Raw genomic sequence first — 14,744 nt, forward strand, 5'->3', positions numbered from 1 at the left:
CGTACAGAGTGCGGCAGTAGGCACATTACCGTCATGACGTGCACGGGGCGGGAAAGGGTTACATCGGCACGGTGAACGTCGTCCACGGCAGGTCGGGGCCGTTGACGGCGTCCCCGTCCGAGGCGCTGAGGAGTCTGCTCCGCAGACCCAGGCCTCCGTTGCTGCCTAGCGATATCCGGCCCGCGGGGTGCTCGAAGGCGCCCTCGTGTGCCGCGGTGACGTCGACGTATCCGGCCGACTCGCTGATCTGCGTCATCTCTGCCTCTTCTTCTGGTCGTTGGTCGAGAACGTCATGGGCACGTGGGTCCGGTCGGCCCCCGTGGAGTTGCGCATGAGCAGTGCCGGGCCGATCCGGTCGGGAAAACCCGCCCGCAGCAGCCCGTGTCCGATGCCCGACAGGCCGGTGAGCAGCCCGGGGTGAGGTATGTGTCCGGGCGTCCCGCAGTGCGACTGCGCCCGGTCGGCGGCGGCCAGCAGGGTGCCGGTCCGGCGCAGCCAGTGGGGGCGCAGCCGGGGCACGGCGGCGTGACCGAGCAGTTCCAGTACGCCCAGTTCGCCGTGGCACAGGCTGTCGTCCGCCTGCGGTTCGGCCGTGGCCACGTCACCGGCCCGCTCCGCGAGCCAGTCGCGGAGCTCCGGATCGGCCAGCGCCTCGGGGCTGTCGGCGACCGCGAGCGCGACCCCCGACGTCCCCTCGCACCAGGACCGGCCGGCGCCTGCTCCCCGTACGGCACCGCGCAGGGCGTCCAGTCCGGCGTCCCGGTGGCGCGGGCCGCCCCCCGCCCCGGCGAACCGCAGGAGCGCCCAGCCGATCCCCGCCGCCCCGTCCGCGAAGCCCGCGGAGGAGGGCGGTGCCGCCGCGACGAGCCGTTCGGCACACCGCTCGGCACCGCGCCAGGCTTCGGTCCGGCCGGTGGTGCGGTGCACGGCGAGCAGTGACACCAGCCCTCCGGCCGCGCCGCCGCGCACCCCGAGCCCCTCCTCGGCCGAACTCGCCGCGCAGGCCAGCCGGGTGGCGGGCCCCGTCCAGTCCAGGATCCGGCTGTCGTCCAGCAGCGTCCCGACCTCGGTCAGCGCGTACGCGATGCCCCCGAGGCCGGCGAAGGCGCCGGAACCGAGCACCCCGAGGTCGTCCCCGCGCAGATGCAGCGCGTCCAGCAGACCCGGCAGGGGGGCCAGCGCGGCCCGTGCCGCGTCGGCGTACCGGGCGGCCCCGGTCACGGACGCCAGTTGCGCGAGGAACAGCGCCGGCCCCGTGTAGCCGCCCGCGAGGTCGGCCGCCAGCGGCGTGAGGCGCCAGTAGCGCTCGCCGAGCAGTTCCAGGCCGATCCAGTTGGTCCGGCTGCCGCTGTGGTAGGCCAGCGAGACGAGCTGGTCACCCACCGAACGGGCGGCGGACAGCAGCCGCTCCGGTTCCGGCGCGGTGGCCTCGGTCCTGGGGCGCGCGGACCCCGCGGAGGCGTGCGGGGGCTCGGTGGAGGTGCTCACCATGGCCGTGCGGATGATCCGTTCCTGGTCCAGCCGGTCCACGGTGTCCAGGGCCCGGACCTTCTCCTCCACCCGCGCCAGCCCGGTGGGCCCGGCCGGGCCCCGCATCCTGAGCCCGGTGCCGCTCCACACGTCGGTGAGGTCCGGGCGCGTGGTGAACACCGGAACGTCGCCCTGCCACAGCTCCGCGATCTCCTCGTCCTCCAGACCGGCCAGCGCGGGGGCGCCGAGGGCGCCGGTGCGCAGGAGCGCGAACACCTGCTGGCGCTCGGCGGCGTCCCGCATCAGATCCGGGTGGGTGGACTCGTGCAGCAGGGTGGCGTACGTCCAGGTCGGCCTGGGTACGAAGCGGGTCTCGTCGTCCGCGAAGATCCGCAACAACCCCTTGGGGCCAAGGAGTTCGTCGCGTGAGTCGCTGACGGCGGTGTACGCGGAGCGAAAACCCTCGCAGAGCGCGTCGGTGAACCGGAAGGGTTCCGCCAGGGCCCCGTCCAGAGTGGGCCGGTTGGCCGATCCGGCGAACCGGCCGGTCGTGCGCACCAGATGCATGGTGTCGGTGCCCGCCGCCGCCCAGGAGGCCGTCTCCAGCGGCGAGGACGCCGCCCGGCCGCCCCCCACGGCGGACATGTCCAGCGCGGTGGTATCCCCGACCAGCAGCTGGGGGAGCAGGCCGACCCGGTGCACCGAGCCGTACAGGGCGCGGGCGGCCGGATCGGCGGGCGGGACCTGGGTCAGCGGCGGATGGAACAGCGTCTCCACGTCGACCAGGACGGGATGCGCCCCGCAGGCGATGAGGTTCTCGTGGTGCAGGTCCGTCCCGTCCAGGACGTGCAGCAGCGCCAGCAGCGCACCCAGGCGGCGGTAGAAGAGCGCGGTCCCGTCCGCCGTGCGGCAGGGGGCGTCCTCGACGAACTCGGCCCAGCCGTAGGCACCCCGGTCCAGCACCCGGGGCGCCCGCAGACCGGGCGTCCCCTCCAGGGAGTTGAACCACTGCACCAGGGTGTCGAAGTGCCGGTGCGCGGCGAGCGGGCGGGGCTTGTAGACCAGCCTGGTGCCGTCGGTGAACCGCAGCAGCATCACCGACCTGCCCCCGCGGTGGCTGTCGCCCGTGCCCGCCTCGACCTCGGTCAGGGTGTGCGGCCCGTAGCAGGTGAGCCGCCCCGGACCCGGGGCGCCGAGCACCGGGGAGGAGGCGAGGGGTCCGCCGTCCGCCGCGAGCCTGCCGAGCATCTCGGCGAAGGCGTCCGCCGCGTTCATGGCCGTCTGCGCGAGGACTCTGGCGAGGACCGGGTAGGCGGTGACCAGCGAGGCGAAGCCGGCCCGGCTCGCGGTCAGCCGCAGGAAGTCCCGGAAGCGCTCACGCGGCCCGGATCCCGTCAGCCTGCCGCCGACCCGCGCGTCGTGCAGTTCCGACACGAGGGTCCGCGCGGCCAGCACGGCCAGGCGCCTCTGCACGTCGCGCCGGAAGCCGTCCAGCACACCGGCGGAGCAGGCGGCCGGTCCCGGCCGCGTGCCGCCGTCCCCCGACACCGCGCACACCACCCGGTCGGCCGCCCGGGCCGCGAACGGGGCGACCACCAGGACGAAGCCGGTGAGGTCCGGGTAGGCCCGGTCCGCGATCCGCGCCGAGCGCGGCGCCCGGGCGACCGCCTCCCGGGCGAAGCCGGCCCACTCGGGCTCGGCAGCCGGGCGCGGTCCGACCGTGCCGGGAACCCACCACGGTTCGCCGTGCTCCCGGAGTCCGAAGAGGCCGTCGGTGTCCGGTACGGGGGCGTGGTCCTCGTCGGCCGTGCCGTCCGACGACGCCGTACCGTCGATCGCTTCCTTCTCCATCACCGCGTTCACCTCCCCGGTCCAGGGAGGCCCCAGCGGTTCTCCCGTGCCCCATCCTGGAGGGCCCCCCGGGTCACGCACATGGGGGAGTCGCCCCCATCTTTAGGGGTGCGGCGCCCGGCCCGTACGGAAACACCAGGTCAGCCGGGCCCCCACGTGGGGGAACCGCGGCCCGCCGGGTCCCCGGGGGCACGGGATCCTCGGGTCAGCGGGCCGGAGCCGCCGTCGATCCCCGCTCCATCAGCTCGGCGGCGATGGTCGCGATCCCGCCGGGCGGCGGTGTCTCCTTGCCCATGGCCAGCCGGCCCGCGCGCGCCCCCGCCTCGAACAGCGGCAGCCGCACGGTCGTCAGAGCCGGTACGGCGTCCACCGAGAACGGCAGGTCGTCGAAGCCGGCCACCGAGACGTCCTCGGGGATGCGGAGCCCCAGATCCCGGACCGCCGCGCAGGCACCCAGGGCCACCGTGTCGTTGGCGGCCACGACGGCCGTCACCTCGCGCTCACGGCGCAGGAGTTCGAGGGTGGCGTCGTAGCCGGAACCGCGGTCGTAGGGGCCGTGCACGGTGACCCTCTCCTCGTCGCCGTACAGCCCGGCCGCCTTCATGGCCTCGCGGTGGCCCTCCAGCCGGTGCCGGGTCGTGGTGCGCTCCAGGGGCCCGGCGACGTAGCCGATCCGGCGGTGCCCCAGGCCGATCAGGTGCTCGGTGAGCCGCCGGGCGCCGCCCCGGTTGTCGAAGGCCAGCGCGGCGGTCACCGCGTCGGTGTCCGGCAGCGGGGGGCGCCCGCAGAAGACGATCCGGGTCCCGGCGTCCGCGAGCCTGGCCAGCTTCGCGGCCATCGCGGCCTGGTGGGCCGGGTCCTCCAGTGCGCCGCCGGTGAGGACGACGGCCGCGGCGCGCTGGCGCTGCAGCAGGGTGAGGTAGGTGAGTTCGCGCTCGGGGGAACCGCCGGTGTTGCAGACGACGGCGAGCTTCTCCCCGCCGCCGCGGCCCGATCCGTCGCCCGGCCCGCCGATCTCGCTCTGCGCGGCCCCGGCCATGATGCCGAAGAACGGGTCGGCGATGTCGTTGACCAGGATCCCCACCAGGTCGGAGGTGGCGGCGGCGAGCGAGCTGGCCGGGCCGTTCAGCACGTAGTCCAGGTCGTCCACCGCGCGCAGGACCCGTTCGCGGGTGGACGACGCCACCGGGTAGTTGCCGTTCAGGACACGGGACACGGTGGCCGGGGACACCCGGGCGCGGGCCGCGACGTCCGCCAGGGTGACTGTCATGGCTCTCCTCCGAGGAGTTGTGGAGCGGGCCCCCTTGTCCGGGCCGCTGTCGGCAGGCTAGCGTCATACCGAATAGAAAGCGCTTGCTACGGCTGTATGGAGGGAACTTTCGTGACACGCAGGACAGTGCGCATCGCCATGAACGGCGTCACGGGACGCATGGGATACCGGCAGCACCTGGTGCGCTCGATCCTGGCGATCCGCGAACAGGGCGGCCTCGACCTCGGCGACGGCCAGGTGCTCTGGCCGGAGCCCGTGCTCGTCGGCCGCCGCGCCCACGCGTTGGAGGCGCTCGCCGCACAGCACGGCCTGACCGAGTGGTCGACCGACCTCGACGCGGTGCTCGCCGACGAGTCGATCGACATCTACTTCGACGCCCAGGTCACCTCGGCCCGCGTCGAGACGATCAAGAAGGCCATCGCCGCCGGCAAGCACGTCTACACCGAGAAGCCCACCGCCACCGACGTCGAGGGCGCGCTCGACCTGGCCCGCCTCGCCCGCGACGCCGGGATCAAGCACGGCGTCGTCCAGGACAAGATCTTCCTCCCGGGCCTCCTCAAGCTGAAGCGCCTCATCGACGGCGGCTTCTTCGGCGAGATCCTCTCCGTGCGCGGCGAGTTCGGCTACTGGGTCTTCGAAGGCGACTGGCAGGACGCCCAGCGGCCCTCGTGGAACTACCGCGCGGAGGACGGCGGCGGCATCGTCGTCGACATGTTCCCGCACTGGGAGTACGTCCTGCACGAGCTGTTCGGCCAGGTCACCAGCGTCTCGGCGCACGTCCAGACGCACATCCCGCAGCGCTGGGACGAGCAGGGCAAGCCCTACGCCGCCACCGCGGACGACGCCGCCTACGGCACCTTCCAGCTGGCCGGCGGCGCCGTCGCCCAGATCAACTCCTCCTGGGCCGTCCGCGTCAACCGCGACGAGCTCGTCGAGTTCCAGGTCGACGGCACCCACGGCTCCGCCGTCGCGGGACTGCGCAACTGCCGTGTCCAGCACCGCTCCGCCACACCCAAGCCGGTCTGGAACCCCGACCTCCCGGTCACCGAGCCGTTCCGCGACCAGTGGCAGGAAGTCCCGGACAACGCGGAGTTCGACAACGGCTTCAAGGCCCAGTGGGAGCTCTTCCTGCGCCACATCGTCCTCGACGAGCCCTACACCTGGGACCTCATGGCGGGCGCCCGAGGCGTCCAGCTCGCCGAGCTCGGCCTCAAGTCCTCGGCCGAGGGCCGCCGCTTCGACGTACCGGAGCTGAGCCTGTGACCATCCACCTCCCGCAGGGCCCGTACGAACCCCGGACCACGCCGCTCGACCTGACGCCGGACGGGGCGCCGCTCGCCTCCCGCACGGTCTTCTCCGCCGCCCACGTCGTCGCCGACCCGTACGCCGACATCAGCCCCGACGACCCCGTCGCCGTCGACTGGGACGCCACCCTCGCCTTCCGCCGTCACCTCTGGTCCCACGGCCTGGGCGTCGCCGAGGCCATGGACACCGCACAGCGCGGCATGGGCCTGGACTGGGCCGGAGCGGCCGAGCTGATCCGCCGCTCCGCCGCCGAGGCGAAATCCGTGGGCGGCCGGATCGCCTGCGGTGTGGGCACCGACCAGCTCACCGGACCCGCGACCCTGCCCGAGGTGCGCGCCGCGTACGAGGAGCAGCTCGCCCTGGTCGAGGAGAGCGGGGCGCAGGCCATCCTGATGGCCTCCCGCGCCCTGGCCGCCGCGGCGAACGGCCCCGAGGACTACCTGGAGACCTACGCCCACCTCCTGCGCCAGGCCACCGAGCCGGTCGTCCTGCACTGGCTCGGCCCGATGTTCGACCCGGCGCTGGAGGGCTACTGGGGCAGTGCCGACCTCGACGCCGCCACGGACACCTTCCTCAAGGTCATCGCCGAACACCCGGACAAGGTCGACGGCATCAAGATCTCGCTCCTGGACGCCGAGCGCGAGATCGACGTACGGCGCCGACTCCCGAGCGGGGTGCGCTGCTACACCGGTGACGACTTCAACTACCCCGACCTGATCGCGGGGGACGACCGGGGCTTCAGCCACGCCCTGCTCGGCATCTTCGACCCGCTCGGCCCGCTGGCCGCGCACGCGGTGCGGGTCCTGGACACCGGGGACGTACAGGGGTTCAGGGACCTCCTCGACCCCACGGTCGAACTGTCCCGGCACCTGTTCCAGGCCCCGACCCGCTTCTACAAGACCGGCGTGGTGTTCCTCGCCTGGCTGGCGGGACACCAGGACCACTTCACGATGGTCGGCGGCCTGCAGTCGGCCCGTTCCCTGCCGCACCTGGCGAAGGCGTACGAACTGGCCGACCGGCTCGGCCTGTTCCCGGACCCGGAGCTGGCCGAGTCCCGGATGCGCGCCCTGCTGACCGTCCACGGAGGAAGCCGATGACCGCCGAACTGTCCCGCCTCTCCCTCAACCAGGAGACGGTCCGGCAGCTGTCCCTGCCCGAGCTCGTCGAGGGCTGCGCCAAGGCGGGCATCGGCAGCGTCGGCCTGTGGCGCGCCCCGGTCCAGGAGTACGGCGTCGAGCGCGCCGGGCAGCTGATGGAGGACGCCGGTCTCACCGTCACCAGCCTCTGCCGCGGCGGTTTCCTCACCGCGACCGAACCCGCCGAGCGCGCACGCGCGTTGGACGACAACCGTGCGGCCGTCGACGAGGCCGCGGGGGTGAACACCGACACCCTGGTCCTGGTCTCCGGCGGTCTGCCCGCGGGGGAGAAGGACCTGCACGCGGCACGTGAGCGGATCGCCGACGCCCTGGCCGAGCTGGCTCCGTACGCCTACGAGCGGGGCGTCCGGCTCGCGATCGAGCCGCTGCACCCGATGTTCGCCTCGGACCGCTGCGTGGTCTCGACGCTCTCCCAGGCGTTGGACCTCGCGGAGCGGTTCCCGGCCGAGCAGGTCGGGGTGGTCGTCGACGCGTACCACGTCTGGTGGGACGACCAGGTCGCCGCGCAGATCGCCCGGGCGGGCGCCGGCGGCCGGATCCACTCCTTCCAGCTCGCGGACTGGATCACCCCGCTCCCGGCGGGTGTTCTGGTGGGGCGAGGCCAACTCGGCGACGGATGCGTGGACTTCCGCGGGATGCGCCGCCAGGTCGAGGCCACCGGCTTCGACGGGCCGATCGAGGTCGAGATCTTCAACGAGGGGCTCTGGGCGCGTGACGGCGCCGAAGTGATCGGTGAAGTGGCCGCGCGCTACCTGGAACACGCCTGCTGAGAGCGGGTCCGGGACGCGAAGGTAAAGAGATCGTCAAGGCGTGCAACCTTTGCGTACCTTCCCCGGTCGTACTCTGCGTCGGGACTTCCGGGGAGGGGTCCGGGGGGATCGGGAAGCCCGACGGAGGGGGAAAGCGAGGGGGGTCCGGCCAGATGGCCGGGCCCCATTCCGCTTTCCTGGGCCGTGGTCCGGGCATGCCGGGAGGGCATCGCGGGACGTGCCGCGCGAGCCGCGTCCGGGGGGCCGGCTCAGCCCGCCTCGGAGCGGCGGCGGGCCGCCTCGATGTGGCCGAGGTTCCGGTGGGTCCAGTCGCACATCACGTCGACCGTCTTCCGCAGCCCCTGTCCCGGTCCGGTGAGGGTGTACTCGACCTTCGGCGGGACCGTGGGATACACGGTCCGCTCGACGAGCCCGTTGCGCTCCAGCATGCGCAGGTTCTGGGTGAGCATCTTGTGGCTGATCCCCTCCACGGCGTTCCGCAGCTCGCTGAAGCGCAGCGTGCGGTCGCCCAGGGCCTCGATGATCAGGAGCGCCCACTTGTTGGCGACGTCCGAGAAGATCTCCCGCGCCAGCGAATCCGCGCGCCTCAGGTCCGCCTGTTGCTCGGGCGAGCCGCTGAACTGCTTGGTCACCTTCGGGTTCCCCTGTCACTTAAAAGTGCTTTCTTCCACGTCAGCGCTCACTCTCCTACGGTTTCCCAGTAACCACAAGAGAGCACGTGACGGCCCGCCGGGCCGCACGGCAAGGAGGCGGACGGCATGGCCATCACCCTGACCAACCCCATGGGACTCCCGGAGATCGACGTCTACCGTCAGGTGTCCGTCGCCACCGGTTCGAAGCTGGTCTTCGTCGCCGGACAGGTCGCCTGGGACGCCGACGGTGTCACGATCGGCGAAGGTGACCTGGCGGCCCAGGTCGAGCAGTGCTACGTCAATGTCGCCACCGCCCTCGCCGGTGCCGGCGCCTCCTTCGCCGACGTGGCGAAGCTGAACGTCCACGTCGTCGGCTGGACCCCGGACAAGATGCCCCTGCTCCTGGAGGGGATCGCCCGGGCGTCCGCCCGGCTGGGGACCACCCCGGTACCGCCGGCCACCCTGCTGGGCGTGGCCGCGCTGGACGTCCCCGAGCACCTGGTCGAGGTCGAGGCCACGGCGGTCCTCGACTGAGCGCGGAGGGGCGCCCGTCGGCCGACCACGGCCGACACGGTTCCTGTACCGTCGTCCCAGGTCCGGGCCGTTGAGGCGTTTCAGCCCTCACTGCCCGTCAAGGCACCTGGTATGTAGAGGACTTCGCTCAACCGGCGGTCCAGGAGGGTGGGGCCCGGTCGTGCGTGGCCGCGGAGCGTGGAACGACGCCGGCCCCCCATATGAGTAAGGAAGTCGCATGGCGCGTGAGCATGATCCTTCCAGCCCCGTACCGCCGAGTCCGGGCACGTCCTCCGGCTCCTCCGACGCGTCCGGGACGTCGCCGGCGCCGGTCCGCCCGACGGTGCCGGCGCAGGAGGCGGCCGGAGGCTCCGGGGGCGTTCCGGGGACGGGCGACCGGCGTGGCGACACGTCGTCCGCCGGGGCGGGGCCGGACGCCGGTGGACGCCTGACGAGCGAGGGTGCCGGGAACGAGGCTCAGGAGGGTGCGGACCCCCGGGCACGGACGGCCGGGCGGGCGGCTGCCGCCGAGGCGGCTGCTCCTGCCCCCGGCGCCGGCGCCTCCGAGCCGTCGACGGAGGAGGAGCCCGGCCCGTCGACGGCCGACTCCGGTGCGACCCCCGTGGCGTCGGCGTCGGCGGCGTCCGCCTCCGGCCCGGCCGCGGCGCGCACGGCGACCGGCACCGTCGACGGATCCCCCGGCGCTGCGGTGGCGGTGGCCACGGTGGCGGACGGTGGCGGCGCGGGAACGCGGACGGCCGGAGAGCTGCTCGGCAGCCGGCCGAAAAAATCGGTGCTGGCCGCGGCGGCGGTCGTCGGCGCGCTCCTGGTCTCCGTACCGTTCCTCGTGATGGGCCAGGACGACCGCAAGCCGGAGAAGGACCTCACACAGAACGCGGCGGGCACGGTCCTGGGCGCCGATCGCTCCGAGCAGCCGGAGGCCTACACCAGCAAGTCGCCGAGCCCTTCCGCGACTCCGAGCAAGGAGAAGGAGAAGGAGAAGCCGGCCGTGCAGCCGGCCCCCGAGCCGGTGAAGGCATCGCCGTCGGTCACGCCTGAGAGCAAGCCCGAGCCCAAGCCCAAGCCCAAGGCGACGGCCGCGGCCAGGGTGGCGGCGGCGCCGGCGAACACGGCTGCCAGCGCGCTGAGCGGCCTCGCCGCGAGTGACCCCGAGGGGCGGCACATCTGCTACCGGGCCTTCGTGTCGGGGAGCGGCTGGCAGACACCGGTGTGTGACGGGACGATGGCCGGCACGGCGGGCCAGGGCAAGCGGATCACGGCCCTCAACATCGCGGTGTGGAACGTCGGCGGTTCCTCCGCCAACGCCCTGCTGCACGACCCGGGTTCGACGAGCGGCAACGCCAAGTGGGCCCCGAGCTGGACGGCCACCATCGCGGACGGCAAGAACAACTACATAGGCAGCTCGAAGAGCGGTGCCCCGTTCCTGACGGGCTTCGCCATGAACGTCGGCAAGGGCAGCGTCTGCCACACGGCCAAGATGGGCGACGGTGGCTGGGGGCCGCAGTACTGCAAGAACGGCCGGCCCGAGTACATGTTCGTCGGCACCACCGACAACAAGCGGTGGTTCGAGGCCGTGAAGCTCACGGTGTGACCAGAGGGCTCCGGCCCGCGAGGTGGAGCCCCCCGGCCGTCACCGGGGGGCTCACCCGGCCGAGGGCCCCGTCCCGTGCCCGTCCGGCTTCCTGAACAGAGCGGTCCAGAGGAAGTCCTCGCCGAAGTGCGGGGATTCTGCTGGTTCGTCACGCATCCGCCGCAGTTCGATCTCCTCCATCCCGGAGAAGATCCAGCGCAACGACTCGGGCGTGTAGGCGAGGCCGCCCTGAAGCCCCGTACCGCCGTAGAGGTCGGCGTCGGGCTGCTCGGACCCCATAGCGCCGGACGCGAAGCAGGTGAGGGAGAGATGCCCGCCGGGGACGAGGGTGCGCTCCACGAGCGTGAGATAGCTGATGCGACGGTGGGGCGGCAGGTGGTGGAAGCAGCCCGAGTCGTGGATCAGGTCGTAGGGCCCGGCGGGCGCGTCGTCGGCGAAGGCGTCCCCGCGGTGGAAGCGGATGTCCGCCCCCGCCTCGGCTGCCCGCTCCTCGGCCCAGGCGATGGCCCCCGGCGACAGGTCGACGGCGTCCACCTCGTAGCCCTGTGACGCCAGGTACAGGGCGTTGCGCCCCGGCCCGCAGCCGAGATCGAGGGCGCGGCCGGGGGCGATCAGACCCTGGCCGAGATAGGACACGAGGCTCTCGTCCGGCTTCGCCACGAAGAACGGTACGGGCTTCGACCGGTCCGCGTAGAAACCGTCCCACCAGCCGCTCGCGTCACCGGTCCACCGGTCGGCCTCCGGCGCGAACAGGCTGTCCATGAGCTTCAGTACGTCGTCCACCGAGCGTATGTTCCGGTGCATCCGAAAGCCCCCTTCCCGAGGGCCCGATTCTAGTCCCGCAGCGACCGTTTCCGCAGGTCGGAGCAGGTTTGGGAGCGCGCCGGGCGCTCCGCTGGGCAGCGTCCGGCAGGCACCCGGGCCCGGTCCCCGGGACACCGCTCGTTCCCCTGCCCACGGCCCGACCCAGGCCCGTCGCGGCACGTTTCCGGGCGCGGCCGAGGTGTGTTTCGCGGAGACTTTCGCGGGCCTGGTGCCGGACGGCCGTCAGTGTTCGATGTCCCACTCGACGCACTGGTGCCCCGACCCGCCCGCGTAGGTCGACGGCCGGTAGTACAGGAAGAGCGAGCCCGTCTCCAGGGAGTCGGCCAGGGACCGGAAGAGCTCGGCCGGCCCGGTCGCCCAGAGTGTGCCGTCGAGATCGCCCGAGCCTATTCCCATCTCGTACACGTGCCCGTACGAAGGCCCCGGACGGTGATCGACGAACGCGACGCCTCCGTCGTTGGGCAGGGCGATCGGCACGCACATGTGCAGATGCCCGGCCACGTCCTCGTCGTTCCACAGGCCGGTCTCGATGAGGTCCTCACCGACCTCCACGAGGATCTTGTGCATCATCGCGATGTCGTCCAGGCCGCTCAGACGGTGCCCCAGCGGCAGGAACGCTCCGGCGGGCAGAGGGGACGAACCCGGTGGGGCAACAGGATGAGCTGCGCCGTCGTGCAGTTCCAGGAGCCTCCGGAGCTCCGGGTGCAGGGCGAAGCCCAGCCGCGATTCCAGTGCGGCGATCCCTTCGGGGGCCGCCGGTCCTCTCAAAGCCGCCCGGTCGGCGGGCGAATGCGCCGAAAGCCACGACTCGAAGCGAGCCCACTCGTGATCGAACGCGGCGGTGTCCCCAGGTGTCATGTGCCGACGCTAGAGGCCGGCACTGACAGCGGGGCGTCCTGCACCGCGCCTGCTCCGGCGCCCAGCTGTGTCAGGCCGGCGTGGCCGGAAGGCGGGAACCATGATCGCGGCACACGCTGTCCGACCCGGGCGGTACGGTCGGCACCATGTCCAACTCCGCCGTGCTCGAAGGCGTCCTGGAGCGCATCACCTACGCCAACGAGGAGAACGGCTACACCGTGGCCCGCGTCGACACGGGGCGCGGTGCGGGGGACCTGCTCACCGTCGTCGGCTCGCTCCTCGGTGCCCAGCCCGGCGAGTCCCTGCGGATGGAGGGGCGTTGGGCCTCGCACCCGCAGTTCGGCAAGCAGTTCCAGGTCGACAACTACACGACGGTCCTCCCGGCGACCATCCAGGGCATCCGCCGCTACCTCGGATCGGGCCTGATCAAGGGCATCGGGCCGGTCATGGCCGACCGCATCACCACCCACTTCGGCGTCGACACCCTGGACATCATCGAGCAGCGCCCGAAGCGCCTCGTGGAGGTGCCCGGACTCGGCCCGAAGCGGACGAAGATGATCGCCGCGGCCTGGGAGGAACAGAAGGCGATCAAGGAGGTCATGGTCTTCCTCCAGAGCGTCGGCGTCTCCACCTCCATCGCCGTCCGCATCTACAAGAAGTACGAGGACGCCTCGATCTCCGTCGTGAAGAACCAGCCCTACCGGCTGGCCGCCGACGTCTGGGGCATCGGATTCCTCACCGCCGACCGCATCGCGCAGGCCGTCGGCATCCCGCACGACAGCCCCGAGCGGGTCAAGGCCGGGCTCCAGTACGCCCTTTCGCAGTCCACCGACCAGGGGCACTGCTTCCTGCCCGAGGAGCGGCTGATCGCCGACGGGGTGAAGCTGCTCCAGGTCGACACCGGGCTCGTCATCGACTGCCTGGCCGAGCTCGCGCAGGACCCGGAGGGCGTCGTACGGGAGAAGGTGCCGGGCCCCGAGGACGGTCAGCCGGTCACCGCCGTGTACCTGGTCCCCTTCCACCGCGCCGAGATCTCCCTGGCCGCCCAGGTGCAGCGCCTGCTGCGCACCCCGGAGGACCGGATGCCCGGCTTCCAGGACGTCGACTGGGACAAGGCGCTCGGCTGGCTCGCGGGGCGTACGGGGGCCACGCTCGCCCCCGAGCAGGAGGCCGCCGTCCGGCTCGCGCTCACCCGGAAGGTCGCCGTCCTCACCGGCGGCCCCGGCTGCGGCAAGTCGTTCACCGTCCGGTCCGTGGTCGAGCTGGCCCGCGCGCGGAACGCCAAGGTCGTGCTCGCCGCGCCCACCGGGCGGGCGGCGAAGAGGCTCTCGGAGCTGACCGGTGCGGAGGCCTCCACCGTGCACCGGCTGCTGGAGCTGAAACCCGGCGGGGACGCGGCGTACGACCGCGAACGGCCGCTGGACGCCGATCTGGTCGTCGTCGACGAGGCGTCGATGCTCGATCTGCTGCTCGCCAACAAGCTCGTCAAGGCCGTGGCGCCCGGTGCCCACCTCCTCCTGGTCGGCGATGTGGACCAGTTGCCCTCGGTCGGCGCGGGGGAGGTGCTGCGCGACCTGCTGGCCGAGGGCGGACCCGTCCCCGCCGTCCGGCTGACCACCATCTTCCGGCAGGCCCAGAAGTCCGGCGTCGTCACCAACGCCCACCGCATCAACTCCGGGGTACCGCCGCTGACCCAGGGGCTGGACGACTTCTTCCTGTTCGTGGAGGACGAGACGGAGGACGCCGGGGTGCTCGCCGTCGATGTCGCCGCCCGCCGCATCCCCGCGAAGTTCGGCCTGAATCCCCGCCGCGACGTGCAGGTCCTCGCCCCGATGCACCGCGGCCCCGCGGGCGCCGGCCATCTCAACGGACTGCTCCAGCAGGCCATCACCCCCGGACGGCCGGGCCTGCCCGAGAAGCGGTTCGGAGGCCGCGTCTTCCGGGTAGGCGACAAGGTGACACAGATCAGGAACAACTATGACAAGGGGGAGAACGGAGTCTTCAACGGCACGGTCGGTGTCGTGACCGCGCTCGACGCGGACGAGCAGAGGCTGACCGTTCTCACGGACGAGGAGGAGGAGATCGCGTACGACTTCGACGAGCTGGACGAACTGGCCCACGCGTACGCCATGACCATCCACCGCTCGCAGGGCAGCGAGTATCCGGCGGTCGTCATCCCGGTCACCACCAGCGCCTGGATGATGCTCCAGCGGAACCTGCTCTACACCGCCGTGACCAGGGCCAAGAAGCTGGTCGTGCTGGTCGGCTCGCGCAAGGCCATCGGCCAGGCGGTCCGTACCGTTTCCGCAGGCAGGCGCTGTACGGCACTGGATTTCCGGCTCAGCGGCGGTACGGCGGAAGACTTCCCGGAAAAATGATCGATCAAAACGGTGGGAAACATCACTGAGCTCTTCCGGAACCGCGGTCCAGGGGGCAGGATGAGAAAGTTGACGGCACTCAGTGCCGTCAGTAGGTCCAATG

General features: G+C 72.3%; 12 protein-coding genes. 6 read left to right on the forward strand and 6 right to left on the reverse strand.

From position 1 onward, the window contains the following. Positions 1–58: 58 nt before the first annotated feature. The 3 genes from IA22_RS0101445 to IA22_RS0101455 all read right to left on the reverse strand — a co-directional run bounded on the left by IA22_RS0101445 (position 59) and on the right by IA22_RS0101455 (position 4,591). Positions 59–256, reverse strand: a complete 198-nt coding sequence (locus IA22_RS0101445; protein WP_014156186.1) for a hypothetical protein — start codon at positions 254–256, stop codon at positions 59–61. After that, complete coding sequence (locus IA22_RS0101450) at positions 253–3,321, reverse strand: type 2 lanthipeptide synthetase LanM family protein (RefSeq protein WP_030122500.1); 3,069 nt, start codon at positions 3,319–3,321, stop codon at positions 253–255. The genes IA22_RS0101445 and IA22_RS0101450 overlap by 4 nt, the downstream gene beginning before the upstream one ends. A 205-nt stretch (positions 3,322–3,526) precedes the next feature. Continuing rightward, positions 3,527–4,591 carry a LacI family DNA-binding transcriptional regulator gene (locus IA22_RS0101455; RefSeq protein ID WP_014156188.1) on the reverse strand — a complete coding sequence of 355 codons (1,065 nt, stop codon included), beginning with the start codon at positions 4,589–4,591 and terminating at the stop codon, positions 3,527–3,529. A 111-nt stretch (positions 4,592–4,702) separates the two neighbouring features. Between IA22_RS0101455 and IA22_RS0101460 the strand changes: the two genes are divergently transcribed. Genes IA22_RS0101460 through IA22_RS0101470 form a run of 3 tightly spaced genes read left to right on the forward strand, consistent with a single transcriptional unit; the run spans position 4,703 to position 7,823 of the window. Then, entirely contained in the window at positions 4,703–5,854 is a 1,152-nt protein-coding gene (locus IA22_RS0101460) for a Gfo/Idh/MocA family protein (RefSeq protein WP_030122501.1), read from the forward strand. Next, positions 5,851–6,993, forward strand: a complete 1,143-nt coding sequence (locus IA22_RS0101465; RefSeq protein WP_030122502.1) for a dihydrodipicolinate synthase family protein — start codon at positions 5,851–5,853, stop codon at positions 6,991–6,993. Before IA22_RS0101460 ends, IA22_RS0101465 begins: the two co-directional genes overlap by 4 nt. Next, positions 6,990–7,823: a sugar phosphate isomerase/epimerase family protein gene (locus tag IA22_RS0101470; protein WP_015577219.1), complete on the forward strand. Its 834-nt coding sequence runs from the start codon at positions 6,990–6,992 to the stop codon at positions 7,821–7,823. Before IA22_RS0101465 ends, IA22_RS0101470 begins: the two co-directional genes overlap by 4 nt. A gap of 248 nt (positions 7,824–8,071) precedes the next feature. Here the strand turns inward: IA22_RS0101470 and IA22_RS0101475 are convergent, their stop codons facing one another. After that, positions 8,072–8,455 carry a winged helix-turn-helix transcriptional regulator gene (locus IA22_RS0101475; protein WP_015577218.1) on the reverse strand — a complete coding sequence of 128 codons (384 nt, stop codon included), beginning with the start codon at positions 8,453–8,455 and terminating at the stop codon, positions 8,072–8,074. A gap of 126 nt (positions 8,456–8,581) precedes the next feature. Here IA22_RS0101475 and IA22_RS0101480 point away from each other — a divergent pair, with 126 nt between their 5' ends. Continuing rightward, entirely contained in the window at positions 8,582–8,989 is a 408-nt protein-coding gene (locus tag IA22_RS0101480; RefSeq protein WP_015577217.1) for a RidA family protein, read from the forward strand. A 217-nt stretch (positions 8,990–9,206) separates the two neighbouring features. Next, positions 9,207–10,580, forward strand: coding sequence for a hydrogenase expression protein HypA (locus IA22_RS0101485; protein WP_030122504.1), 1,374 nt, complete (start codon positions 9,207–9,209; stop codon positions 10,578–10,580). Positions 10,581–10,631: 51 nt separating this feature from the next. On the opposite strand, the gene IA22_RS0101490 is transcribed toward IA22_RS0101485, so the two are convergent. Both IA22_RS0101490 and IA22_RS0101495 read right to left on the reverse strand, forming a co-directional pair. Further along, positions 10,632–11,384: a class I SAM-dependent methyltransferase gene (locus tag IA22_RS0101490; RefSeq protein WP_030122505.1), complete on the reverse strand. Its 753-nt coding sequence runs from the start codon at positions 11,382–11,384 to the stop codon at positions 10,632–10,634. 243 nt (positions 11,385–11,627) lie between these two features. Beyond that, positions 11,628–12,263, reverse strand: a complete 636-nt coding sequence (locus tag IA22_RS0101495; protein WP_015577214.1) for an SMI1/KNR4 family protein — start codon at positions 12,261–12,263, stop codon at positions 11,628–11,630. Between the two features lie 146 nt (positions 12,264–12,409). Between IA22_RS0101495 and recD2 the strand changes: the two genes are divergently transcribed. After that, the gene (gene recD2, locus IA22_RS0101500; RefSeq protein WP_030122506.1) at positions 12,410–14,641 is read left to right on the forward strand and encodes an SF1B family DNA helicase RecD2; all 2,232 of its coding nucleotides are present in this window, start codon (positions 12,410–12,412) and stop codon (positions 14,639–14,641) included. Positions 14,642–14,744 lie beyond the last annotated feature (103 nt).

Origin of the sequence: Kitasatospora papulosa (assembly GCF_000717245.1) — a bacterium.
Classification (GTDB): Bacteria; Actinomycetota; Actinomycetes; order Streptomycetales; family Streptomycetaceae; genus Streptomyces; species Streptomyces papulosus.